Raw genomic sequence first — 22,156 nt, 5'->3', positions numbered from 1 at the left:
GAATCGTTTCGGTACTTTTCGGACGGAAGCGACGGGTGTCACAAGACGGTCGATCACAGACGCAGAGGCGCCCGGACCCCTGTTGGAGTCCGGGCGCCTCGTACGCGGCAGGTCGGATCAGGTCAGATCAGCCCGTCCCACATCTGCTCGAGCAGCACCGACCACCAGCTCTCCGGCGACGCCAGCGCCGCCGAGTCCAGCGCCACCAGCTGCGCCTGGAAATCGACTGTCCAACGGCCCGCCTGCTCCGGGTTCAGGCCGAAGCGGAGCCGCCACATCCGGCCCAGGAGTGCCATCGAACGGGTGAACTCCGGCAGCCCGGTGTTCACGAACTGCGGCGGCACCGGCTGCCCGCCCGGACCGGCCTCGACCGGCACGGCCACGATGTTCGCCGTGCCGTACTGGACACAGATCGCCCGCCCGAAGTCGGACCCCATGACGAGGTACGCCCCCGCGTCGGCAGCCGGCTGCACCTGCCGCTGCGCGGCCAGCTCAGCCAGCGTCGGCACCACCGGCTGACCCGGCTGCGCCCAGAAGAACGGCCCGAAATCGGCGGGCAGCCCCGCCCACACCAGCGTCCGCGCCACGACCTCGGGCACCCCCTGCCGGGACACCGCGCGCTGGTCGAAACGGAGCACGCCCTGCGGCCCGAAGGACTGCAGCAGCTCCTCAGCGATGACCTCCGGCGGGATCGGCATCGCGGGCGGCATCTGCGGTAGCGGAGCCCGTACCGGAGCCGGACGCGCCGGACCGTCCGCGACCTGGTGCAACTCGCCCTGGTGCGTGAGCAGATGCTGCATGCCCTGCTGGCGGCTGGCGTGATCGGTGCCGTACGGGGCGACGCTGGTGATCCGCACCTGCGGCCAGGTCTCCCGGATCATGCGCGCACAGTAGCCACCGGGCAGCTCGCACGACTCCAGCTCGGTGTGCAGCTCGATGACCTGCTGCGGCGGCACGTTCATGGCCCGCAGCTCGTGCAGCATCTGCCACTCGGGGTGCGGGGTGCCGGGCGCCGAGCGGCGGATCAACTGCTGCTCGCTGCCATCGGGCGCGCGGAAGCGCAGGACCGCCTGGTAGCCGGGGCCGACGGTCGGCTGACCGGCCGGCGCCTGCGGATAGCCGTACGCCGGGGGCGGCGGGGTGTGCGGATTCGGCGGTACGGAACCGGGCGCGCCACCCGGCGGCATACCGGGAGCTCCGGGCGGCTGCGGCGCGGGCGGACCGGCCTGGCCGGGGCCCGCGAGCATCGTGGCGGCATGGTGCACCCCGCCACCGGGCGGCGGCGTCGAACCAGGAGGACCGGGCGGCGCGGGCGGACCGGGCTGCTGCGGCACACCAGGCGTGCCAGGGGCGCCGGGCGCCCCGGGCGGCCGAGGCGCGGTCGGGCCGGCCATGCCGCTCGGGTCGGCGAACATCGTCTCGGCCTGATGCACCCCGCCACCGGGCGGCGGCGTCGAACCAGGAGGACCGGGCGGCGCGGGCGGACCGGGCTGCTGCGGCACACCGGGCGGGGCCGGCGGCCGAGGCGCGCCGGGGCCGCCCATGCCGCTCGGGTCGGCCAGCATGGTCGCGGCGTGGTCGAAGCCACCACCGGGCGGCGGTGTCGAACCAGGAGGACCGGGAGGACCAGGAGGCGCGGGCGGACCGGGCTGCTGCGGCACACCGGGCGGTCCGGCCTGCGGGACCAGCTGCGTCGGCAGATAACCGCCCGCCGGAACGCCGGGCGTACCCGGGCCCGAGGGCGGCGGTACCGGCGCACCCGGCCTGACGCCCGGCGTACCGGGTGCGCCGGGCGGCGGCGGAGTCGTCGAACCACCCCCGCGCGCACCGCGCGGAGGCATCACAGCCTTACTGGTGGCCGCGTCCGCGATGTCACCACTCCCCGGAACACCGGGAACACCCGGAACCGGAGCTCCAGGGCCCGGCGCGCCCGGCCCCTGCGGGTTCATTCCCGGAGCGACCGCCGTCCGCGGCAGCCCGCTGCCACCGGACATCAGCGCGGTCGGCGCCTCCGCCGACACCGCCGGCGGCGGGGTGCCGTCGTCATCGGCACCCGAGAGCGGCGGCGCGAACACGGTGGCCGGCAGTGCGACCGCCCCGTCGTCGGAGTCCGCGTTGGTGTCGGTCCCGGCCCACGGGGCGGCCCCCGTCGGCACACTCGGCGCAGCGGCCGGAACGCCGTCCTGAGCGGTGGGCTCGTACGCGGGCCGCGCACCGGCGCCGGACCACGGCGTCCCGCCGGACGGCAGCCCGGGCCCGCCCACGGCCTCGGGAGCAGCAGAAGAAGGAGAAGAGGAGGAGGAAGGAGCAGAGGGGGAGACAGGACGCTCGTCCCCGGACCGCTCCGCCCGCTGGTCCGGAATCCCGAGCTTGTCCGCCGCCTCCTGAAGCCACTCCGGGGGGCTCAACAGGAACGACGTCTGGTTCAGATCGATGCGCTGCGGCGGCTCGGGAGCGGCCGGGGCCGCGTCGAGTGCGCCGTACTCCTCCTCGTACCGCCGGATCACCTCACCCACCGGCAGCGCGGGCCACAGCGTGGCCTCACCGCTGTCCCGGGCGATCACCAGCCGCTGACGGCCGCCGTCCGAGACCGGACCCTCCGCACGGTCCTCGGCCCACACCACGAAGCCCAGCTCGAACTCGCGGACCCGCACCTCGCGATGCTGATACGCGGGCACCTCACCGTTGACCCACTCTTCCGCGCGCTCCTGCGCCTGCGCGAAGGTCACCATCGCGCTCACCCCTCCACCGGGACGGCGTACGCGAAGCCACCGTCCACCATCAGGTTTGCCACGGTCTCCAGCTCCGGAGGATTACCCGCCAGCCGTTGCAGGAAGGCGTCGAAGTCCGCACCGCACGGCAGCAACAGCCGGTCCACGCGCTCCTGCACACTCCAGCCGTCCCGGTCCCTGGCATCGTCGTACGCACAGAACCAGACCGAGCCGACACCGTCGCCCCGTACCTTCACCGCGAGGATGCCGCCCTGGACGAAACCGACACCCAGATAGTCCTTGGTGAGATGGTCCCGCAGGCACTTGTTGACGTACACCAGGTCATTCACGCCGGCCTCTTCGCGCACCGTGAAGAACGGCTGGTCGACCAGGAGACCCAGCTCCGCATCGAGCGCCGCACCCACCGGAGCCGAACCGCCCGCCGCCTTCAGGAACGAGCGGTACGCGCCCGGCAGCCGGTAACCGAGGTCCTCCTCGACACCCAGGATCTGCTGCTCGCCGACTGCCACCGCCCCCTTCGGGAGCCGGAAATGCGCAGGCCGGGTCTCCTGCAGCGGACGCGTGCCCCGCTTGTTCTGGTCGACCGCAGTGGTGGCGAGACCCCCGTGGTGCCTCAACAGCGCCTTGACCTCGACCGGAACGAGCTCCATCCGACGGCCGCCCGGCACGTGGTGCCAGGTCCAGCCGTGCGGAGTGGCAACCGCCGGAATCGTGTCCCACAGCTCATGGCCGGTCGCCGCCAACGCCGCGTTCGCCGAGACATAGTCGGTGAGCCGCAGCTCATCGACGCCGAAGCCCTGCGGAGGCTCCGCGATCTCGGCAGCGGCCCGTGCGTACGGCGTGAATACCGGGCAGCCGTTCTCGTCCACGCGCACACCCCTGGGGTGGCGGGACGCCCGGACCGGATCCGGGAAGTGCACGACCTGCCCGGCGTAGGCCGCGTTCGGTGGCGCGGCTTGCTGCCCGAGCCGACCTGTCGTCATGGCGGTTGCCCCCTGCTGCGTCTGTCTGGTGAGGACCGACCTGCCCATGGGGGCGGTCCAGGCACAGCCTATGCGGTGACGCAACAAGCGGTCTCGCCACTCCACTTCGCCTCTGCTTCACCCCCCGCTTCGATCACCAACCGTCACAACTGAGTGACGGACGAGCGACGGTCAGGCCACCTTCCGCGACACGCAGACACGTTTCACCGACCCAGCTTCCCCACCACCTGGCACATTTGGCAGGCTGTCACCGCAACTCGGGGGATTGCACGGGAGGGACATCCGCACCATGCACACAGCACAAACAGTCACATCCGGGGATCCGCGCCTCAGCTGGAGCAGCACCGAGACCAGCCGCACACCTCGCCTGCTCCACCGCCGCGACGGCATCCTGCCGGCCGTGGCCGCAGCGCTGTCCGTCCGCGGCGAGACACTGACCTGCACAGCCGGCAAAGGCGACCAGCCACCCGTACTGCACCCGCTGGTACAGGACTTCCTCGACACCCTCACCAGCGGCCAGCGCGAACGCTTCACCGGCCGCTGCCCCGAAGCAATACTGCTCTCCCGTCAACTCGCCGCCACCGAGGCCGACCGATCCAAACGAGCCCAGCGCAAGCCGCTGACCAGCAGCGAGGCCCGGCGGGCACTGAAACACTCACGGCTCACCGCACGGCGGATCCGCGAGGACGGCGACCCCATGCACGGCAGTTACGCACCGCCCTGCCGCTCCTGCACGGCGATGCTCGCCCACTTCGGCGTACGCCCCGTCGACCTCACCACCACCAGCGCGGCGACCACCGCCGAGAAGGGCTGATCGCGCGCCGATGCACGACCGAACCGACGACCACCCCGTTCCCGGCCTACCCGGACAGGCCGACCGAACGGCCCCCGCGGACCGCGCCGCCGTCCCCCGCTTCCCCGTCGCCGTCGACGCCGCCCTGCGCTCCGCGGGCTGGCAGCCGGGCCGCTGGGACATCCGGCAGGCGGAGGAATGGGCCGACGCACTGCGCGCCCACACCTCACCCGCCGGGCATCAGCACGCCGTCTTCCCCGCGGCCGTGGAGGCGTGGGCCGAATTCGGCGGACTGCACATCACCGCGTCCGCGCCGGGCCGGCAGATCGCACCGGCCTCGGTGCGCATCGACCCACTGAGCGGACTCCACCTGGCCCGCACACTCGGCGACCTGGGGCGGGCACTGGAGACCGAGGTCAGCCCGCTCGGCGAGGAAGACGACGGGCAGGCCGTCCTCGCGATCGACACCGAAGGACGGGTGTACAGCATCGACCACACCGGGGACTGGTACCTGGGCGCGAACGTCGACCAGGCACTGGCCATGCTCGTCGGGGGGATCCAGCCGGAGCGGCTGACGTCGGGCTGACGGGCTCCCGCACCATCAGCCCCACCCCGCGACCCGGAACAGGCGCGGCCGAAAAGCCGAGCCGGCCGAATCACACGGCGCGCTGGTCCGGCAGCACCGCCGAAACCCGGAAGCCCCCCGCATCCGTCGGGCCCGACACGAACACACCCCCCAGACCCAGCACCCGCTCCCGCATCCCCACCAGACCGTTGCCACCGCTCGGCAACCCCGCGTCCGCCGTCACCCCGTCCGTCGGACCGTTCTCCACCTGCATCGCGACCTCAGAACCGCGGTGCGCCAGCCGCACCCACGTCTTCGCACCCGCCGCATGCTTGTGGACATTCGTCAGAGCTTCCTGCACCACCCGGTACGCCGTCTGTTCCACCTCAGGGGCATACGGACGCGCCTCACCGTCCACCGACAACTCCACCGTCATCCCGGCCGCCCGGGACTGCCCGACCAACGCCTCCACCTCATGCAGCCGAGGGCCGTCCTCCGCGGCCGCCGCGGCAGCCGCGGCCGCCGCCTGGCCCACCGCGGCCAGCGGCACCTTCGCGACCCGGGCCGTCATCGGATCACCCGTGCGCAGCACGCCCAGCATCTCCCGCAGCTCCGTCAGCGCCTGCCGCCCCATGTCACCGACCAGCGCCGCGTTCCGTACCGCCTTCGCCGGATCCTTCGGAGCGACGGCCTGCAGGGCCGCGGCATGCACCACCATCAGGCTGACCCGGTGCGCGACCACGTCATGCATCTCCCGCGCGATCCGCGTCCGCTCCTCCGTACGCGCCCACTCGGCCCGCTCCTCCGCCCGGTCGGCAAGCAGCGACAGCTCCCGCTCCAGCGAGTCCGCCCGCTCCCGCAAGCTCTCCATCAGCCGACGCCGCGCCCCTATGTAGAGGCCGAACAGCACGGGTGGGGCCGTCAGCCCCAGCGACATGAAGAGGGACAGCACCGGCACGTACCAGTCGCCGGGACCGAAGTTCCCGGCGTGCACCGAGACGCTCTGCCGCAGCCGCACATAGGTGACGATGAACGTCCCGACCAGGGACATCCCCATCAGCACCGCGGTGATCCTGCGCGGAATGTCGGACGCGGCCAGCGTGTAGAGGCCGACCAGGCCCATCAGGAAGCCCATCTCCGCGGGCGTCGTCGCGATCGAGACCAGCACCACGGCGATCGGCCAGCGCCGCCGCACCACCAGCACGGAGCCCGCCAGCAGCCCGAAGACGACCCCCAGCGGCACCGGCAACCCGGCGTCCCCCGCGAACTTCACCCCTTCCAACGCGCATTCCAGCGCGGACAGGAGCGCCAGCACCACGTCCAGCGCGACACTGCGTCGTCGTTCCCACCACCAATAGCCGCGAGTGGTCGATCCCGCGCCTTCCCGGTGTTCCCCCGTTGCGGTCATGGCATCCAGCCTACGGGCGGACGCATCTCATTTTCGGGCGACCTGGACAGCACGCGCCGGGCTCGGACACAGCCGAAACGGTCGACACCGCCTGAAATTGCGAATCGGCCAACCTTTCGACCCGGACGTTCGCATTCCGGACAACGCTTGTCGCATGACGGAGATCACCAGCAAGTACGCCGATTTCGAGAGCCTCCGCAAGCACGCCTCGCACGCGACGCCGTAGGCGATCTGTCGGACCGGGAGCTCTTCCTTGTCGGCGTGACTCTCTACTGGGCCGAGGGCGCCAAGGACAAGACGTACAGCCGACGAGAGTGCCTCCAGCTCATCAACAGCGATCCGAACGTGATCAAGCTGTACCTGCGCCGGCTCGACCTGCTGGGAGTCACACAGGACCGCATGCGCATGCGGGTGAGCATCCATGAGTCGGCAGACATCCCCGGAGCAGAGCGGTTCTGGGCAGAGTTGGCAGGGATCCCCACTTCCGCACTCAAGAAGACGACGCTGAAGAAACACAACCCGAGGACGACCCGGAAGAACACCACGGAGAGCTACCGAGGCTGCTTGGTCATCTAGGTATCCAAGACGCCGACCTCTACCGTCGCGTGGAAGGGGCTTGGTACGGCATAGTGTTGGGGTGCCGTTCCAGCGGTCAGACGGAAATGTCTGATTAGCTGGCTTTATTCCCCCGTGGTGTAATTGGCAGCACAGTAGCTTTTGGTGCTATTTGTCCGGGTTCGAGTCCTGGCGGGGGAGCCTTGATGAGCGGGCCCTGACCATCGCGGTCAGGGCCCGCACTCATGTCCGCCCCGTACGCCCCCGGTATCCTTCGGATGTCCACCACCCGAAGCCGAAGGGCATATCTGTGAGCGTCAACAGCCCGGCAGCCGTCGTCGTCCTCGCAGCGGGTGAAGGCACCCGCATGAAGTCGAAGACTCCCAAGGTTCTGCACGAGATCTCCGGGCGCTCGCTCGTCGGACATGTCGTCACCGCCGCCCGCGAGCTGACCCCCGAGCACCTCGTCGTGGTCGTGGGCCATGCGAGCGAGCAGGTCACCGCGCATCTCGCCACCGTCGACAGCCAGGTGCGGACCGCCTACCAGGCCCTCCAGGGCGGCACCGGCCACGCCGTGCGCGTCGGTCTCGAAGAGCTCGGCGGCGCCGTCGAGGGCACCGTGATCGTCGTCTGCGGCGACACCCCGCTGCTCTCCGGCGAGACGCTCACCGCGCTCGCCGCCACCCACACGGCCGACGGCAACGCCGTCACCGTGCTGACCGCCGAGGTCCCGGATGCCACGGGCTATGGCCGGATCGTCCGGGATGCTGCCAGCGGGGCGGTCACCGAGATCGTCGAGCACAAGGACGCCACCGACGACCAGCGCGCGATCCGTGAGATCAACTCCGGCGTCTTCGCGTTCGACGGGCGGCTGCTCGCGGACGCCCTCGGCAAGGTCCGTACGGACAACAGCCAGGGCGAGGAGTACCTCACCGATGTGCTGTCCATCCTGCGCGAGGCCGGGCACCGCGTCGGCGCCTCGGTCGCGGCCGACCACCGCGAGATCCTCGGGATCAACAACCGGGTGCAGCTCGCCCAGGCCCGAGCCCTGATGAACCAGCGGCTGCTGGAGCGGGCGATGCTGGCCGGCGTGACCGTCGTGGACCCGGTGACGACGGTGATCGACGCCACGGTGACGTACGAGCCGGACGCGATCGTGCACCCCGGTACGCAGCTGCTCGGCACCACGCACCTCGCCGAGGACGCCGAGGTCGGCCCGAACACCCGGCTGACGGACACCACCGTGCACGCGGGTGCGCGTGTCGACAACTCGGTCGCGGACCGGGCGGAGATCGGCCCGGGCTCGACGGTCGGTCCGTACGCGTATCTGCGCCCCGGCACCAGCCTCGGCGCGAAGGCCAAGGCCGGTACGTACGTGGAGATGAAGAACGCCACGATCGGCGAGGGCACGAAGGTGCCGCACCTGAGCTATGTCGGCGACGCGACGATCGGTGATCACACCAACATCGGTGCCGCCAGCGTCTTCGTGAACTACGACGGTGTGGCGAAGCACCACACGACGATCGGCTCACATTGCCGGACCGGTTCGGACAATATGTTTGTGGCACCCGTCACGATCGGGGACGGTGTGTACACCGCCGCCGGCTCGGTGATCACCAAGGATGTGCCGCCCGGTTCGCTGGCCGTCGCCCGCGGTCAGCAAAGGAATATCGCGGGTTGGGTGGCCCGTAAGCGTCCGGGCAGCGCTGCCGCACAGGCGGCTCAGGCCGCTGCACAGGAGGCCGACAGCGAAAGCTGACCGGAAACGGGTGCGCCGCGCACGGCGTACCGTGATAGATGCTCACCCCATTTCGGCTGGCTCGTTGCACATCGGGACACATGCGTGCAGCGCCAGGAACACGTCTGAGGAGACTGTGCTGTGACCGGGATCAAGACGACCGGCGAGAAGAAGCTGATGCTCTTCTCCGGCCGCGCCCACCCCGAGCTGGCCGAGGAGGTTGCGCACCAACTGGGTGTCGGCCTCGTGCCGACGAAGGCCTTCGATTTCGCCAACGGTGAGATCTATGTCCGCTTCCAGGAGTCCGCCCGCGGCGCCGACTGCTTCCTGATCCAGAGCCACACGGCTCCGATCAACAAGTGGATCATGGAGCAGCTGATCATGCTGGACGCGCTGAAGCGCGCGTCGGCCCGTTCGATCACGGTGATCGTGCCGTTCTACGGTTACGCCCGTCAGGACAAGAAGCACCGTGGCCGCGAGCCGATCTCGGCCCGTCTGGTCGCCGACCTGATGAAGACGGCGGGTGCCGACCGCATCCTCACCGTCGACCTGCACACCGACCAGATCCAGGGCTTCTTCGACGGTCCGGTCGACCACCTCTTCGCGCTGCCGATCCTCGCCGACTACGTCGGTGCCAAGGTCGACCGGTCGAAGCTGACGATCGTCTCCCCGGACGCCGGCCGTGTGCGGGTCGCCGACCGTTGGTGCGACCGCTTGGACGCCCCGCTGGCGATCGTCCACAAGCGCCGTGACAAGGACGTCGCGAACCAGGTGACGGTCCATGAGGTCGTCGGTAACGTCAAGGGCCGGGTCTGTGTCCTGGTCGACGACATGATCGACACCGGTGGCACCATCTGTGCCGCCGCCGACGCGCTGTTCGCGCACGGCGCCGAGGACGTCATAGTGACGGCGACGCACGGTGTGCTGTCCGGCCCGGCTGCGGACCGGCTGAAGAACTCCAAGGTCAGCGAGTTCGTCTTCACGGACACGCTGCCGACCCCGGGTGAGCTGGAGCTCGACAAGATCACGGTGCTCTCGATCGCGCCGACGATCGCGCGCGCGGTGCGCGAGGTCTTCGAGGACGGTTCGGTGACGAGCCTCTTCGAGGAGCAGTAAGCAACACTGCGGAAAAGATCCACTTTGGGTGCGGCCTCCCCGCCGGGTAGACTCAGCGAGTTGCTCGGCGAGGGAGGCCGTACTCATGGGTACGGCGGTCCGTTATCGACGCGCTCTTCGTAGCAGGCCTGTCGTGGGCCGGGTGACCATCCAGTTTTCGTCACCCCACGAGGAGTGCAGTCATGGCCGAGATCAAGCTCGCCACCCAGCCCCGTACCGAGTTCGGCAAGGGTGCCGCCCGTCGCGCCCGTCGTGAGAACCAGGTCCCCGCGGTCGTCTACGGCCACGGCGCCGAGCCGGTCCACGTCACGCTGCCGGCCCACGACCTGCTCCTTGCGCTCCGCACCGCCAACGTGCTGATCGGTCTGGAGATCGAGGGCAAGGACACGCTGGTCATCCCGAAGGCCGTGCAGCGCAACCCGCTCAAGGGCGACATCGAGCACGTCGACCTGCTGACGGTCAAGCGCGGCGAGAAGGTCAACGTCGAGATCGCCGTGCACGTCGAGGGCGAGCTGGCCCCGGGCGGCAACCTCCTCGAGTACGTGCAGAACACCCTGCTCGTCGAGGCCGAGGCCACCCACATCCCCGAGTCGGTCACGGTCTCCATCGCGGGCCTCGACGCCGGTGACTCCATCCTCGCCAAGGACATCCCGCTGCCCTCCGGCTCCGTGCTGGCCGGCGACGAGGACGCTGTCGTCCTGCAGGTCGTCTCCGCGCAGGCCGAGGAGCCGGCTGCCGAGACGGCCGAGGCCGAGGGCACCGAGGCCTGAGCCTCGCCCTCCACGCTTCACCTGCTTCACTGACGGGGCGGCGGTTCCTTCTTCGGGGACCCGCCGCCCCGTTTGCCTGTATCCGGGCCATCCGGAACCATCCGTACGCGAAGGAGACCGAGCGCAGATGTCCGAAGCCACCGACCCCTGGCTCATCGTGGGCCTCGGTAATCCCGGTCCCGACTATGCGGCGAACCGGCACAATGTCGGCTTCATGGTCGCCGACCTTCTCGCGGAGCGGATCGGCGGGAGGTTCAAGCGGGCGCAGAAGGCCCAGGCACAGGTCGTCGAGGGCCGTATCGGCTCGCCCGGACCGGCGAACCGCCGCGTGATCCTGGCCAAGCCGATGTCGTACATGAATCTTTCCGGTGGCCCGGTCACGGCGCTGCGCGACTTCTACAAGGTGCCGACCGACCACATCGTGGCGATCCATGACGAGCTGGACATCGATTACGGGATGCTGCGGCTGAAGCTGGGCGGCGGCGACAACGGGCACAACGGGCTGAAGTCGATGACGAAGTCGATGGGCTCCGACTATCACCGGATCCGGTTCGGGATCGGCCGGCCGCCGGGCCGGATGCAGGTTGCGGACTTCGTTCTGAAGGACTTCTCGTCCACCGAGCGCAAGGAGCTCGGTTTTCTGGTGGACCGGGCGGCGGATTCGGTGGAGTGCCTGCTCGCGGAGGGGTTGGAGCGCGCGCAGAGCGCGTACAACTCGTGAGTTAGCCGGGCAATTCGGGGTCTTTTCTGGCCATGGCCTGACTCTGAGTTGACCGAAAGCGTTCGCTTGGCCAAGGATCGCTCCCCATGAAGCGGAGCTCCTCCCACCGCGCCCTCCTGTACGGCCGCAGCGCAGCCATGGGCTGTATCGCGCTGCTGCTGCTCGTCGCGGGCGTCGTGTCCTCCTGGGACTCGGCGCAGCACATCGTCCTCGCCAAGGGCCGTGAGCACGGCACGATGACCGTCACCGGCTGCGGTGCAGATGTCTGTACGGGTCCGTTCGCTCCGGCCGACGGCGCCACCGCCCGCCCGCGCGTGACGACGGAGAAGTCCGTCGCGGTGCGGAAGGGCGGCAGGTTCCCGGTCGTCGTGAAGCCTGGCACGGACGTTGTCGTGCGCACGGGGCTTCCGGGTTTTCTGCATGCCTGGACACCACTGGGCGGTGCGCTGCTGCTGGCCGCCCTGATCATCGGTGGTGGTCTGCGGCTGACCCGGATCGCCTGGTCCACCGGGATCGCGGGCGCGGCTCTGCTGGTGGCGACGTTCATCGCCCTGTGACAGAACCACGCCCGCGCACTGCCGGGCGGGTCAGCCGGTGTTGCGCAGGCCCGCGGCGACACCGTTCACGGTGAGCAGCAGGGCCCGGGCGAGCAGCGGGTCGGCTTCCTCACCGCGCTCTGCGGCCGCGCGCTGGCGGGCCAGGAGCGAGACCTGGAGGTAGGAGATCGGGTCCAGGTAGGCGTCGCGGATGGCGAAGGTCTGCTGGAGCACCGGGCTGGTGCCGAGCAGTTCGGTTCCGCCGGTGACCTTGAGGACTTCCTTGACCGTGAGCGCGTGCTCGGCCTCGATGTCGGCGAAGACGTGCTTCAGCTCGTCGGGGACGAGCGTGTCGACGTAGTGGCGGGCGATCCGCAGGTCGGTCTTGGCGAGTGTCATCTCCACGTTCGAGAGGAAGTTCCGGAAGAAGTGCCACTGCTCGTGCATCTCTTCCAGAACGGTGTCCAGGCCGGCTTCGCGCAGTGCCTTGAGCCCGGAGCCGACACCGAACCAGCCGGGCACGATCTGCCGGGACTGGGTCCAGCCGAAGACCCACGGGATGGCCCGCAGGCCGTCGAGTCCGGCGCCTGAGTCCGGGCGGCGCGAGGGGCGCGAGCCGAGGTGGAGTTCGGCGAGCTGGTCGACGGGGGTGGATGCGAAGAAGTACGCGGGCAGGTCGGGGTCCTCGACCAGCTTGCGGTAGGCGTCGTGCGCGGCGTCGGAGACGGTGTCCATCGCCGCGTCCCAGCGTGCGAGGGCCTCGTCGGACTGGCGGGGCGCGGTGTGCAGTGCGGACGCCTGGAGGGTGGCCGCGACGGTCAGCTCCAGGTTCTCCCGGGCGAGCGCGGGGATGAGGTACTTGTCGGAGATGACCTCGCCCTGTTCGGTCACCTTGATCTCGCCCTCCAGCGTGCCCCACGGCTGCGCGAGGATCGCGTCGTGCGAGGGGCCGCCGCCGCGGCCGACGGTGCCGCCGCGGCCGTGGAAGAGCCGCAGCCGTACGCCGTAGCGGTGGGCGACGTCGCGGAGCCGGCGCTGCGCGCGGTGGATCTCCCACTGGGAGGTGGTGATGCCGCCGAACTTGGAGGAGTCGGAGTATCCGAGCATGACCTCCTGGACGTCGCCGCGGAGGGAGACGAGCCGCCGGTAGGACGGGTCGGCGAGCATTTCGTCCAGGATCACGTCGGCGGCGCGCAGCTCGTCGGTGGTCTCCAGGAGCGGCACGATGCCGATCTTGGCCCAGCCGCCGTGCAGGTCGAGCAGTCCGGCCTCGCGGGCGAGTACGGCGGCGGCGAAGACGTCGTCGGCGCCCTGGCACATCGAGATGATGTACGACTCGATGACCTCGGGGCCGAATCGTTCGAAGGCTTCCTTGATGGTGTGGAAGACGCCGAGGGTCTTCTCGCCCGCGGCGTCCAGCGGGGCCGGGGTCGGGGCGAGCGGGCGGCGTGAGCGGAGCTCCTTGGCGAGGAGCTTCTGCCGGTAGTCGCGCGGCATGTCGGCGTAGCGCCAGGATTCCTCGCCGAGCCGGTCGAAGAGCTGGCCGAGGGCGTGGTGGTGGGCGTCGGCGTGTTCGCGTACGTCCATGGTGGCGAGCTGCAGGCCGAATGCGGAGAGGGTGTGGATGGTGCGGTTCATCCGCCCGTCGGCGAAGAGGCCGCAGCGGTGTTCGCGCAGGGAGGTCTGGATGAGTTCCAGGTCGGCGAGGAGTTCGGCGGTGCCGAGGTAGTCGCAGCCGGGGCGGTGCGGAGTGCCGCCGGCGAGGCGCTCGCGGGTGTTGACGAGCTTCTGCCGGATGCAGGTGGCCTTGAGACGGTACGGCTCCTCGGCGTTCAGCCGCTTGTAGCGCGGGCTGATCTCGGGGAGGCGTTCCAGGTCGGCCTGCAGGGAGGTCAGCAGCTCGTCGGTGGCGCCGGTGTAGCGGATGGAGTTGGAGAGCTGACCGCGCAGGTGGTCGACGAGTTCCAGCGCGTCGGTGATGCCGTGTTCGTGCTGGAGGATCAGCACGTCCCAGGTGACGGCGGGCGTCACGTTGGGGTTGCCGTCGCGGTCGCCGCCGATCCAGGTGCCGAAGGTCAGCGGGCGGGTTCCGGCGGGCAGCTCGACGCCGACCCGCTCCAGCTCGGCCGCGAGGTCCTCGAGTACGTCCCCGACGGCGCTGGCGTGCAGTTCGTCGAGGTAGTAGATGGCGTTGCGGGCCTCGTCGGCCGGCTCGGGGCGGACCACGCGCAGTTCGTCGGTCTGCCAGATGAGGTCGATGTTCTCGGCGAGCCGCAGGTCGTGGCGGCGCCGGTCGGCCTCGATGACGGGGGTGTCGAGCAGCTCGGCGATGCGGCGGAGCTTGTTCAGTACGGAGCGCCGCGCGGCCTCGGTGGGGTGTGCGGTGAAGACGGGCCGTACGTTGAGGTTCTTGACGGTCTCGCGCAGGTGCTCGGGGTCCGCGTCCTTCAGCCGGTCGGCGGTACGGGCCAGCAGCCCGCCCTCGGCGGCGCGCCGGTCGCGCATCTCGTGGGCGCGGTGGACCTGCTCGGTCACGTTGGCCAGGTGGAAGTAGGTGGAGAAGGCGCGCACGAGCTGTGCGGCGGTCTCCAGGTCCGTGTCGCCGAGGAGTTCGGCGGCGGCCTCGCCGTCGGTACGGGTCAGGGCACGGACACGCTCGACGAGGTCGAGGAGTTCCTGGCCCTCCTGGCGTACGAGGGTCTCGCCCAGCAGGTCGCCGAGGCGGCGGATGTCGGCGCGCAGCTCGGCGTTGGCGGCGGGGGTCTGGTCGGCACTGCTCACAGTGTGCGGCTCCTTGCAGTGGTTGAGCACCGGATCCGGGGCCGGCGGCTGACACGGGCCCCGGGAAAGCAGAGTGCGGACCGCGCTGTCCGACGCTTCCAGGATAGGTGGCCGCGCCGTCGGCGCTGCTGTCGGCCCGACCACCGTTCCCCTTCATGGCGGAGGCCTGCAGCTCTCGTGCTGCGGGCCTCGGCGCTGCCATACTTACGAAGCCGTAGGTTACGGATGCGTAGCCAGAGCTGTCCGTCGTACTTCTCACCCTCCAGGGGCTCCCCATGAACACCACCCCCGACGTGATCGACGACGCCCGGACACCGGCGGCCGACGGTCCGGATCTCCCCTCCGCCACGCTCGGCGCCGACAAGAAGCGTCCGATCGAGCAGATCGCGCTGCTGCTCTTCATCGTGGTGCCGTTCGTGGCGCTGGTCGCGGCGGTTCCGCTGGCCTGGGGCCGCGGTGTGAGCTGGCTCGATCTGGGTCTGCTGGTCGTCATGTACTTCACCGGTGTCCACGGCATCACGATCGGTTTCCACCGCTATTTCACCCACGGTTCCTTCAAGGCGAAACGCCCGCTCCGTATCGCCCTGGCCGTCGCCGGGTCGCTCGCCGTGGAGGGCCCGCTGGTGCGCTGGGTGGCCGACCACCGCAAGCACCACCGCTTCTCCGACGCCGAGGGCGACCCGCATTCGCCGTGGCGGTTCGGCGAGACGCTCCCGGCCCTGATGAAGGGCCTGTGGTGGGCGCACATCGGCTGGATGTTCGACGAGGAGCAGACGCCGCAGCACAAGTACGCCCCGGACCTGGTCAAGGACCCGGCGCTCCGCGGGATCTCCCGCCACTTCCTCACGTTCACGATCGTCTCGCTGGCGATCCCGCCACTGGTCGGCGGTCTGGTGACGATGTCGTGGTGGGGTGCGGCGACGGCGTTCTTCTGGGGCTCTCTCGTACGGGTGGCTCTTCTGCACCACGTCACGTGGTCGATCAACTCCATCTGCCACGCGGTCGGTAAGCGTCCCTTCAAGTCCCGCGACCGGTCCGGCAATGTGTGGTGGCTGGCGGTCCTGTCCTGCGGCGAGTCCTGGCACAACCTGCACCACGCGGACCCGACGAGCGCCCGGCACGGGGTCATGAAGGGCCAGGTCGACTCCAGCGCCCGGCTGATCCGCTGGTTCGAGAAGCTCGGCTGGGCGTACGACGTGCGCTGGCCGGACGCGTCCCGGATCGACTCCCGGCGTATCGACTCCCGGCGCGAGTCCGCGCGTGCCGACGCGGCATGATTGACAACGTGGCGACCGACGGCAGCACGAGCAGCGAGAAGAACCGTCCCTCCTCCACCCGGCGGACCCGCCGCGTGAGGATGACGGGCAAGGAACGCCGCGAACAGCTGCTGGACATCGGCCGCATCCTCTTCGCCGACAAGGGCTTCGAAGGCACCTCGGTCGAGGAGATCGCGGCCCGGGCCGGCGTCTCCAAGCCGGTCGTCTACGAACACTTCGGAGGCAAGGAGGGCCTGTACGCCGTCGTGGTGGACCGCGAGATGCGCCAGCTCCTCGACATGGTGACCGGCGCCCTGACGGCGGGCCACCCGCGCGAGCTCCTGGAACAGGCCGCGTTCGCCCTGCTCGACTACATCGAGACGTACACGGACGGCTTCCGCATCCTGGTCCGCGACTCCCCCGTCGCCCAGTCGACGGGCACCTTCGCGTCGCTGATCAGTGACATCGCCACCCAGGTGGAGGACATCCTGGGCCTGGAGTTCAAGGCCCGCGGCTTCGACCCGAAGCTGGCCCCGCTGTACGCGCAGGCGCTGGTCGGCATGGTGGCGCTGACGGGCCAGTGGTGGCTGAACGTACGCAAGCCGAAGAAGGCGGAGGTGGCGGCGCATCTGGTGAACCTGGCCTGGCACGGCCTGGAGAATCTGGAGTCGAAGCCGCGGCTGATCGGCCACCGGAAGAACTGACCGGTCACCGGAGGAACCGGTGCGCCGACACGGTGCGTGAGCGGGCCCGCCCTGTCGTCCGGGATGGGCCCGCCGGCCGTTGCCGACGTCCCGTCCCGCACCGGCTCCGGTACTCAGCCGTCCACCGGTTCCAGGAACTCCAGCCGGTTGCCGACCGGGTCGTGGCTGAAGAACCGGCGGTGTCCCGGCAGGTCGCCGTCCCACCGCACCGGTGCGCCGTGCGCCTCCAGGCGCGCCGCGAACGCCTCGATGTCCGTGACCCGCAGCCCCGGGTGGGCCTTCTTCGCCGGGCGGAAGTCCGCTTCGACGCCCAGGTGCAGCTGGACGGGACCCGTCCGGAACCAGCAGCCGCCTCGGGTTGCGAGGACCGGGGGCTTGGGGATCTCCGTCATCCCGAGGGCGTCCACGTAGAAGGCGCGTAGTGCGTCCTCCGAGCCTGCCGGGGCGGCCAGTTGGACGTGGTCCATCGCGGCGATCATCACTTCTCCTTGTGGGCCACGGCGAAGATGCGGCGGAACGGGAAGACCGTGCCGTGCGGACCCTTCGGGTAGGCGGTGCGCAGCGCGTCGCGGTATTCGGTGAGGAAGGCCTCCTTGGCCTGCGGGTCGTCCGCGAGCGCCGTCAGGATCGGGCGCAGGCCGGTGCCCTTGACCCAGTCCAGGGCGGCGTCCTCGCCCTGCAGGAGGTGGAGGTAGGTGGTCTCCCAGACGTCCGCCGTGATGCCGGGGGCGGTGAGCGTGTCCAGGTAGGCGGTGGGTGTCAGGACGGCGTCGGCGTGGCGCAGGATGCCGGTCAGGCGGGAGCGCCAGCGCGGGGACTCGGCCAGTTCGCGCATCAGGACGTGCGTGGGCTGGTCGAAGTTGCCGGGGACCTGGAAGGCGAACGTACCGCCGGGGGTGATGCCGTCCAGCCAGGCCGGGAAGCGGTCGGCGTGGCCGGGGACCCACTGGAGCAGGGCGTTGGAGACGATCAGGTCGTACGGTTCGTCCGGCGTCCAGGTGGTGGCGTCCGCCTCGGCGAAGTCCAGGAGGGGGGTGGCGTGGGCGCGGGCCTGTTCCAGCATCTGGGGGGAGTTGTCGTAGCCGGTGATGCGGGCCTCGGGCCAGCGGTCGGCGAGGAGGACCGTCACGTTGCCCGCTCCGCAGCCGAGGTCCGCGATGCGGGGTGCGGGTGCGGCCGGGAGCTCCGGGATGCGGGCCAGGAGGTCGTGGAACGGGCGGGTGCGGTGGTCGGCGTGGCGCAGGTACTGCTGCGGGTCCCAGGTCGGTGTCGTCATGCAGTCAGGATCACCATCGAGGTATCTTGATGTCAAGACACTTGAGTTCAAGAGACTTCATGTCGACAGACCCTTTACACTGATCCACATGGAGGACGAGGTCGACCGTCTGGTCGCTGCATGGCGCCGCGAGCGCCCCGACCTCGACGTGGAACCGCTCGAGGTGCTCAGCCGCGTCTCGCGCCTCGCCCGTCACCTCGACCGGGCCCGCCGGATCGCGTTCTCCGAACACAATCTCGAGCCGTGGGAGTTCGACGTACTGACGTCGCTGCGCCGCGCAGGTGCCCCGTATCAGCTCTCTCCCGGCCAGCTGCTGACCCAGACGCTGGTCACTTCGGGCACGATGACCAACCGCATCGACCGGCTCACCAAGAAGAACCTCGTCGAGCGGCTCCCCGACCCCAGCGACCGGCGGGGCGTGCTGGTCCGGCTCACCCCCGAGGGGCGCGACAAGGCCGACCAGTCGCTGGCCGGCCTGCTCGCCCAGGAGCGTGCCATCCTGGGCGAGCTCTCCCGTCACCAGCGCGGTGAACTGGCCTCGCTGCTACGCCAGTTGACCGCCCCGTTCGACAACATCCCCGGCTAGCTCGGCCGGTCCGACGCCCGCCCGTCGGGCCAGCGCGACGGCGGCCAGGGTCGAGTGCACGCCCAGCTTCCCCAGCACGTTCTGCATATGCGTGCGCACCGTGTGCGGGGAGAGGAAGAGCCGCTCCGCCACCGCCTTGCGGCCCAGCCCCGCCACCATGCAGCGCAGCACCTCGCGCTCGCGCGGGGTCAGCGACTCGACCAGCCGCTCGCTCTCGGTGCGGTGCTTGCGGGCCGCCGTCAGCTCCCGCAGCACACCGGTGAGCAGCGCGGGAGGCAGATGCGTCTCGTCACGGAGCACGCCCCGGATGACCGTGAGCAGCCGTTGCAGCGAGCAGTCCTTGGCGACCCAGCCCGACGCCCCGGCCTGCAGCGCGAGCGCGGCCCGGCGCGGGTCGTCCTTCTCGGCGAGCACCACCGTACGGGCGGACGGCTGGCCCGCACGGACGCCGGCGACCAGCGAGAGCCCGTCGACCGGCGCGCTCTCGCCGCTGTTCGGTGCCGGGACCGGGACCGGGCCCGAGGCCATGCGCCCACCGCCCGGCGACAGGGTGCCGAGTTCGGCGTCGACGAGTATCACGTCGTACCTACGGCCTTCGGCGGCCGCCCGCTCCAGACATCGCAGCGCGGCGGGGCCACTGCCGGCCGCCGCCACGTCGACGTCCGGCTCGGCCGCGAGGGCCGCCGCGAGCGACTCGGCGAAAATGCGGTGGTCGTCCACCACGAGAACCCGGATACGAACCACAGGCACCCCCATGCTGCGTCTGGTGCGGGGCCACCCCCTGGCCCCCCGACGGGGTGCGGACCGGTGCGGGCACGACGCCCGGAGCGATGAGTGAACCTCAGTCCTACGGCCGCCGCCGTGTGCCGATTGCCACCCCGCCCCGGGCGCCGTACCCGACTGTCTCGTACCCCTGAATCAGCACCGGCCCCCACCGGTACTGTGCATCAGCGTACGACTGAGGGCCCGGAGCGGAAGGCAATTGACAGAACTGATGGACCTCGGTGTTTAAGGTGTGGTTCATGTTTCGTCTTGAGACAGAAGTAGACAAAGATCGTCGCCTTCTGCTGGGTGAACGGCTGCACCGCAGCAACAGGGAGCGCTCCCCGGAGCTCCGCGCCCTGCTCGCCACGCCCGCCGAGCACGAACTCCCGCTGGAGGTATGGGCGATGGACGGCCGAGGCGGGCTGGCCGGCGGGCTGACCGGACGCACCTGGGCGTACTGGCTCCATGTGGATCTGCTCTGGGTCGACGACCGGCACCGCGGCTCCGGCCTCGGCTCGCAGCTGCTCGCCGAGGCCGAACGGGTGGCCGTGACGGACCGTGCCTGCACCCGCTCCCGGTTGGAGACCTGGGGGTTCCAGGCCCCCGGCTTCTACCGCAAGCGGGGGTACGAGGTGATCGGGCAGGTCGACAACTACCCGCCCGGCGTCACCGAGTTCATCCTGACGAAGGCCTTCGGCTGACCGACGGGCTCAGCCGGTGCGACGGGCGCCTGCCGACGGGACCGCCGGAAAGACCCCGGGCGTCGCGTATCCCGCCGAAGTGAACGCCTCCAGAACCGACTTGGTGACCGCGTCCGCGTCCGCCTCCTCCACCAGCACGATCGCCGACCCGCCGAAGCCGCCGCCGGTCATCCGCGCACCCAGCGCCCCGGCCGCGTTCGCCGTGGAGACCACCAGGTCCAGTTCGGGGCAGGAGACCCGCAGATCGTCACGGAGCGAGACATGGCCCGCCGTGAGGACGGGGCCCGCGGCGCGCACATCGCCCGCATCGAGCAGCGCGATGACCTGCTCCACCCGTGCGTTGTCGCTGACCACATGGCGTACGTACCGCACGACCGACTCGTCGGCACCGGACTCGGCGAGGGTGTCGAGCGCGGCGCCGAGACCGTCGTACGGAAGATCGCGCAGCGTCCCGATGCCGAGCGCCCGCGCGCCCGCCTCACAGCCGGCCCGCCGCTCCGCGTACGCGCCGTCGCCCAGCGCGTGCTTGACCCGGGTGTCGACGACCAGCAGCTGCAGACCGTGCGCGGCCAGGTCGAACGGGACCTGGCGCTGGGTGAGGTCGCGGGTGTCGAGGTGCAGCGCGTGGCCGTCGGTGCAGCAGGCCGACGCCATCTGGTCCATGACGCCGCACGGCACGCCGACGAATGCGTTCTCGGCGCGCTGCGCAAGCACCGCCAGCTCGGAGGCGGACAGGCCGAGCTCGAAGAGGTCGTTCAGCGCGAGTGCGGTGACCACTTCGAGGGCGGCGGACGAGGAGAGCCCGGCGCCGGTGGGGACGGTCGAGGTCAGCTGGATGTCCGCGCCGGTGACCTGGTGGCCCGCCTCGCCGAGCGCCCAGACGACGCCGGCCGGGTAGGCCGCCCAGCCGTGCCCGGAGTGCGGGGCCAGCTCGTCGACGCGGAGCTGGACGACACCGCCCGGCACGTCGGTCGAGTGCAGCCGCAGCTCACCGTCGGTGCGGCGGGCGACGGCCGCGCGCGCGGTGTGCGGCAGCGCGAGCGGCATCACGAAGCCGTCGTTGAAGTCGGTGTACTCGCCGATCAGGTTGACCCGGCCGGGCGCCGCCCAGACTCCTTCGGGGGCGGTGCCGTACAGCTCGGTGAAAGCGGTGACCAGCTCAGCGTTGTCGGTCATGGCGCGGTGGGCTCCTCTCGGCGGGCGAACGTCCAGGCGTCGGAGACGATTCCGGCCAGGTCGGCACGGCTCGGCTGCCAGCCGAGCCGTTCCCTGGCGGTGGCGGCGGAGGCGACCAGCACGGCCGGGTCACCGGCGCGGCGCGGTGCCGCGGTCTCGGGGACCGGGTGGCCGGTGACCTTGCGGACGGTCTCGATGACCTCGCGTACCGAGAAGCCGTTGCCGTTGCCGAGGTTGCAGATCAGGTGCTCGCCCGCGGTGGCCGCGTCCAGGGCCAGGAGGTGGGCCTCGGCGAGGTCCGCGACGTGGATGTAGTCGCGTACGCAGCTGCCGTCGGGGGTCGGGTAGTCGTCGCCGTAGACGGAAATCGACTCGCGCCGGCCGAGCGCGACCTGGAGGACCAGCGGAATCAGATGCGACTCGGGGCTGTGCCGCTCCCCGTGGCTGCCGTACGCCCCGGCCACGTTGAAGTAGCGCAGCGAGACCGCGGCCAGTCCGTGCGCGGCCGCCTCGCCGGTGATCATGTGGTCGACGGCCAGCTTCGTCGCGCCGTACGGGTTGGTGGGGGCGGTCGGGTCGGACTCCGTGATCGGGCTGGAGACCGGTTCGCCGTAGGTCGCGGCCGTGGAGGAGAAGACCAGGGTGCGGACGCCCGCGTCACGCATCGCGGCGAGCAGGGCGGTGGATCCGCCGACGTTGTTGACCCAGTACTTCTCCGGGTCGGTGACGGACTCGCCGACCTGGGAATACGCGGCGAAGTGCAGCACCCCGTCGTAGGAGGAGTCCAGCCAGCGCGCGGCGTCCTGGATGCAGCCCTCGATGAACTCGGCCCCGGCGGGGACGCCCTCGCGGAACCCGGTCGACAGGTCGTCGAGGACGGTCACCTCGTGACCGGCTTCGAGGAGATGCGCGGCCACCACACTGCCGACATATCCGGCGCCGCCTGTGACGAGGTACTTCTTCCGGGGGCCGATCCGGGGGTCGCTCTGGGGCT

Annotated in this window: 20 protein-coding genes, 1 tRNA gene and 1 pseudogene; 13 read left to right on the top strand and 9 right to left on the bottom strand. The window is 70.5% G+C overall.

Annotation, left to right across the window (positions count from 1 at the left end; all coding sequences use genetic code 11):
* Positions 1-122 precede the first annotated feature (122 nt).
* Both OHB49_RS25275 and OHB49_RS25270 read right to left on the bottom strand, forming a co-directional pair.
* Positions 123-2,732 (bottom strand): SUKH-4 family immunity protein, encoded by a 2,610-nt coding sequence (locus tag OHB49_RS25275; RefSeq protein WP_329166612.1) that lies wholly within the window; start codon positions 2,730-2,732, stop codon positions 123-125.
* A gap of 5 nt (positions 2,733-2,737) precedes the next feature.
* On the bottom strand, positions 2,738-3,715 hold the full coding sequence (locus OHB49_RS25270) for an SMI1/KNR4 family protein (RefSeq protein ID WP_030976877.1): 978 nt from the start codon (positions 3,713-3,715) through the stop codon (positions 2,738-2,740).
* A gap of 289 nt (positions 3,716-4,004) precedes the next feature.
* On the opposite strand from OHB49_RS25270, the gene OHB49_RS25265 reads away from it, so the two are divergent.
* Together OHB49_RS25265 and OHB49_RS25260 are read left to right on the top strand one after the other, a co-directional pair.
* Positions 4,005-4,529 carry a YwqJ-related putative deaminase gene (locus OHB49_RS25265; protein WP_030976875.1) on the top strand — a complete coding sequence of 175 codons (525 nt, stop codon included), beginning with the start codon at positions 4,005-4,007 and terminating at the stop codon, positions 4,527-4,529.
* A gap of 10 nt (positions 4,530-4,539) precedes the next feature.
* On the top strand, positions 4,540-5,094 hold the full coding sequence (locus OHB49_RS25260; protein ID WP_329163244.1) for an SUKH-3 domain-containing protein: 555 nt from the start codon (positions 4,540-4,542) through the stop codon (positions 5,092-5,094).
* A 70-nt stretch (positions 5,095-5,164) separates the two neighbouring features.
* On the opposite strand, the gene OHB49_RS25255 is transcribed toward OHB49_RS25260, so the two are convergent.
* Positions 5,165-6,481 (bottom strand): sensor histidine kinase, encoded by a 1,317-nt coding sequence (locus OHB49_RS25255; protein ID WP_030976872.1) that lies wholly within the window; start codon positions 6,479-6,481, stop codon positions 5,165-5,167.
* Between the two features lie 204 nt (positions 6,482-6,685).
* Between OHB49_RS25255 and OHB49_RS25250 the strand changes: the two are divergent.
* The 7 genes and pseudogenes from OHB49_RS25250 to OHB49_RS25220 form a co-directional block, all read left to right on the top strand.
* Positions 6,686-7,155 (top strand): annotated as a pseudogene (locus OHB49_RS25250) (hypothetical protein); the annotation flags it as partial.
* Between the two features lie 10 nt (positions 7,156-7,165).
* Positions 7,166-7,237 (top strand) — tRNA-Gln (locus tag OHB49_RS25245).
* A gap of 109 nt (positions 7,238-7,346) precedes the next feature.
* A complete protein-coding gene (gene glmU, locus OHB49_RS25240; protein ID WP_329163241.1) occupies positions 7,347-8,795 on the top strand; it encodes a bifunctional UDP-N-acetylglucosamine diphosphorylase/glucosamine-1-phosphate N-acetyltransferase GlmU in 1,449 nt (482 codons plus the stop codon).
* A 120-nt stretch (positions 8,796-8,915) separates the two neighbouring features.
* Positions 8,916-9,890, top strand: a complete 975-nt coding sequence (locus OHB49_RS25235) for a ribose-phosphate diphosphokinase (protein WP_030976866.1) — start codon at positions 8,916-8,918, stop codon at positions 9,888-9,890.
* A gap of 182 nt (positions 9,891-10,072) precedes the next feature.
* On the top strand, positions 10,073-10,660 hold the full coding sequence (locus OHB49_RS25230; RefSeq protein ID WP_030976865.1) for a 50S ribosomal protein L25/general stress protein Ctc: 588 nt from the start codon (positions 10,073-10,075) through the stop codon (positions 10,658-10,660).
* Positions 10,661-10,787: 127 nt separating this feature from the next.
* The gene (pth, locus tag OHB49_RS25225; RefSeq protein WP_030976863.1) at positions 10,788-11,381 is read left to right on the top strand and encodes an aminoacyl-tRNA hydrolase; all 594 of its coding nucleotides are present in this window, start codon (positions 10,788-10,790) and stop codon (positions 11,379-11,381) included.
* Between the two features lie 86 nt (positions 11,382-11,467).
* A complete protein-coding gene (locus OHB49_RS25220) occupies positions 11,468-11,938 on the top strand; it encodes a hypothetical protein (RefSeq protein ID WP_030976861.1) in 471 nt (156 codons plus the stop codon).
* 30 nt (positions 11,939-11,968) lie between these two features.
* Here OHB49_RS25220 and ppc read toward each other — a convergent pair whose 3' ends face one another.
* Positions 11,969-14,698 (bottom strand): phosphoenolpyruvate carboxylase, encoded by a 2,730-nt coding sequence (ppc, locus tag OHB49_RS25215; protein ID WP_030976859.1) that lies wholly within the window; start codon positions 14,696-14,698, stop codon positions 11,969-11,971.
* Positions 14,699-14,973: 275 nt separating this feature from the next.
* Between ppc and OHB49_RS25210 the strand changes: the two genes are divergently transcribed.
* Both OHB49_RS25210 and OHB49_RS25205 read left to right on the top strand, forming a co-directional pair.
* Positions 14,974-15,975: an acyl-CoA desaturase gene (locus OHB49_RS25210; RefSeq protein WP_329163235.1), complete on the top strand. Its 1,002-nt coding sequence runs from the start codon at positions 14,974-14,976 to the stop codon at positions 15,973-15,975.
* Positions 15,972-16,658 (top strand): TetR/AcrR family transcriptional regulator, encoded by a 687-nt coding sequence (locus tag OHB49_RS25205; RefSeq protein WP_329163234.1) that lies wholly within the window; start codon positions 15,972-15,974, stop codon positions 16,656-16,658. Before OHB49_RS25210 ends, OHB49_RS25205 begins: the two co-directional genes overlap by 4 nt.
* Positions 16,659-16,771: 113 nt before the next feature.
* Here OHB49_RS25205 and OHB49_RS25200 read toward each other — a convergent pair whose 3' ends face one another.
* Positions 16,772-17,137 carry a VOC family protein gene (locus tag OHB49_RS25200; protein ID WP_329163233.1) on the bottom strand — a complete coding sequence of 122 codons (366 nt, stop codon included), beginning with the start codon at positions 17,135-17,137 and terminating at the stop codon, positions 16,772-16,774.
* Complete coding sequence (locus OHB49_RS25195; RefSeq protein WP_329163232.1) at positions 17,137-17,934, bottom strand: trans-aconitate 2-methyltransferase; 798 nt, start codon at positions 17,932-17,934, stop codon at positions 17,137-17,139. Before OHB49_RS25195 ends, OHB49_RS25200 begins: the two co-directional genes overlap by 1 nt.
* Positions 17,935-18,022: 88 nt before the next feature.
* On the opposite strand from OHB49_RS25195, the gene OHB49_RS25190 reads away from it, so the two are divergent.
* Positions 18,023-18,520 carry a MarR family winged helix-turn-helix transcriptional regulator gene (locus tag OHB49_RS25190; protein ID WP_030976849.1) on the top strand — a complete coding sequence of 166 codons (498 nt, stop codon included), beginning with the start codon at positions 18,023-18,025 and terminating at the stop codon, positions 18,518-18,520.
* Here OHB49_RS25190 and OHB49_RS25185 read toward each other — a convergent pair.
* Positions 18,479-19,264: a LuxR C-terminal-related transcriptional regulator gene (locus tag OHB49_RS25185; RefSeq protein ID WP_030976847.1), complete on the bottom strand. Its 786-nt coding sequence runs from the start codon at positions 19,262-19,264 to the stop codon at positions 18,479-18,481. The genes OHB49_RS25190 and OHB49_RS25185 overlap by 42 nt on opposite strands.
* Positions 19,265-19,542: 278 nt before the next feature.
* Between OHB49_RS25185 and OHB49_RS25180 the strand changes: the two genes are divergently transcribed.
* The gene (locus OHB49_RS25180) at positions 19,543-19,986 is read left to right on the top strand and encodes a GNAT family N-acetyltransferase (RefSeq protein ID WP_030976845.1); all 444 of its coding nucleotides are present in this window, start codon (positions 19,543-19,545) and stop codon (positions 19,984-19,986) included.
* Positions 19,987-19,995: 9 nt separating this feature from the next.
* Here the strand turns inward: OHB49_RS25180 and galK are convergent, their stop codons facing one another.
* Complete coding sequence (gene galK / locus OHB49_RS25175; RefSeq protein ID WP_329163228.1) at positions 19,996-21,162, bottom strand: galactokinase; 1,167 nt, start codon at positions 21,160-21,162, stop codon at positions 19,996-19,998.
* Positions 21,159-22,136, bottom strand: coding sequence for a UDP-glucose 4-epimerase GalE (gene galE / locus OHB49_RS25170; protein WP_329166610.1), 978 nt, complete (start codon positions 22,134-22,136; stop codon positions 21,159-21,161). Before galE ends, galK begins: the two co-directional genes overlap by 4 nt.
* Between the last annotated feature and the right edge of the window lie 20 nt (positions 22,137-22,156).

Source organism: Streptomyces sp. NBC_01717 (assembly GCF_036248255.1).
Taxonomy (GTDB): domain Bacteria; phylum Actinomycetota; class Actinomycetes; order Streptomycetales; family Streptomycetaceae; genus Streptomyces.
Note: the sequence above shows the minus strand (reverse complement) of the source record. Positions and strands in the feature narration are given on the sequence as shown.

What these genes read in the sequence shown, in the direction of transcription:
- OHB49_RS25275 (WP_329166612.1), bottom strand. Translation starts at nt 2,732, where the DNA reads ATGGTGACCTTCGCGCAGGCGCAGGAGCGCGCGGAAGAGTGGGTCAAC.
- OHB49_RS25270 (WP_030976877.1), bottom strand. Translation starts at nt 3,715, where the DNA reads ATGACGACAGGTCGGCTCGGGCAGCAAGCCGCGCCACCGAACGCGGCC.
- OHB49_RS25265 (WP_030976875.1), top strand. Translation starts at nt 4,005, where the DNA reads ATGCACACAGCACAAACAGTCACATCCGGGGATCCGCGCCTCAGCTGG.
- OHB49_RS25260 (WP_329163244.1), top strand. Translation starts at nt 4,540, where the DNA reads ATGCACGACCGAACCGACGACCACCCCGTTCCCGGCCTACCCGGACAG.
- OHB49_RS25255 (WP_030976872.1), bottom strand. Translation starts at nt 6,481, where the DNA reads ATGACCGCAACGGGGGAACACCGGGAAGGCGCGGGATCGACCACTCGC.
- OHB49_RS25230 (WP_030976865.1), top strand. Translation starts at nt 10,073, where the DNA reads ATGGCCGAGATCAAGCTCGCCACCCAGCCCCGTACCGAGTTCGGCAAG.
- pth (WP_030976863.1), top strand. Translation starts at nt 10,788, where the DNA reads ATGTCCGAAGCCACCGACCCCTGGCTCATCGTGGGCCTCGGTAATCCC.
- OHB49_RS25220 (WP_030976861.1), top strand. Translation starts at nt 11,468, where the DNA reads ATGAAGCGGAGCTCCTCCCACCGCGCCCTCCTGTACGGCCGCAGCGCA.
- OHB49_RS25210 (WP_329163235.1), top strand. Translation starts at nt 14,974, where the DNA reads ATGAACACCACCCCCGACGTGATCGACGACGCCCGGACACCGGCGGCC.
- OHB49_RS25205 (WP_329163234.1), top strand. Translation starts at nt 15,972, where the DNA reads ATGATTGACAACGTGGCGACCGACGGCAGCACGAGCAGCGAGAAGAAC.
- OHB49_RS25200 (WP_329163233.1), bottom strand. Translation starts at nt 17,137, where the DNA reads ATGATCGCCGCGATGGACCACGTCCAACTGGCCGCCCCGGCAGGCTCG.
- OHB49_RS25195 (WP_329163232.1), bottom strand. Translation starts at nt 17,934, where the DNA reads ATGACGACACCGACCTGGGACCCGCAGCAGTACCTGCGCCACGCCGAC.
- OHB49_RS25190 (WP_030976849.1), top strand. Translation starts at nt 18,023, where the DNA reads ATGGAGGACGAGGTCGACCGTCTGGTCGCTGCATGGCGCCGCGAGCGC.
- OHB49_RS25180 (WP_030976845.1), top strand. Translation starts at nt 19,543, where the DNA reads ATGTTTCGTCTTGAGACAGAAGTAGACAAAGATCGTCGCCTTCTGCTG.
- galK (WP_329163228.1), bottom strand. Translation starts at nt 21,162, where the DNA reads ATGACCGACAACGCTGAGCTGGTCACCGCTTTCACCGAGCTGTACGGC.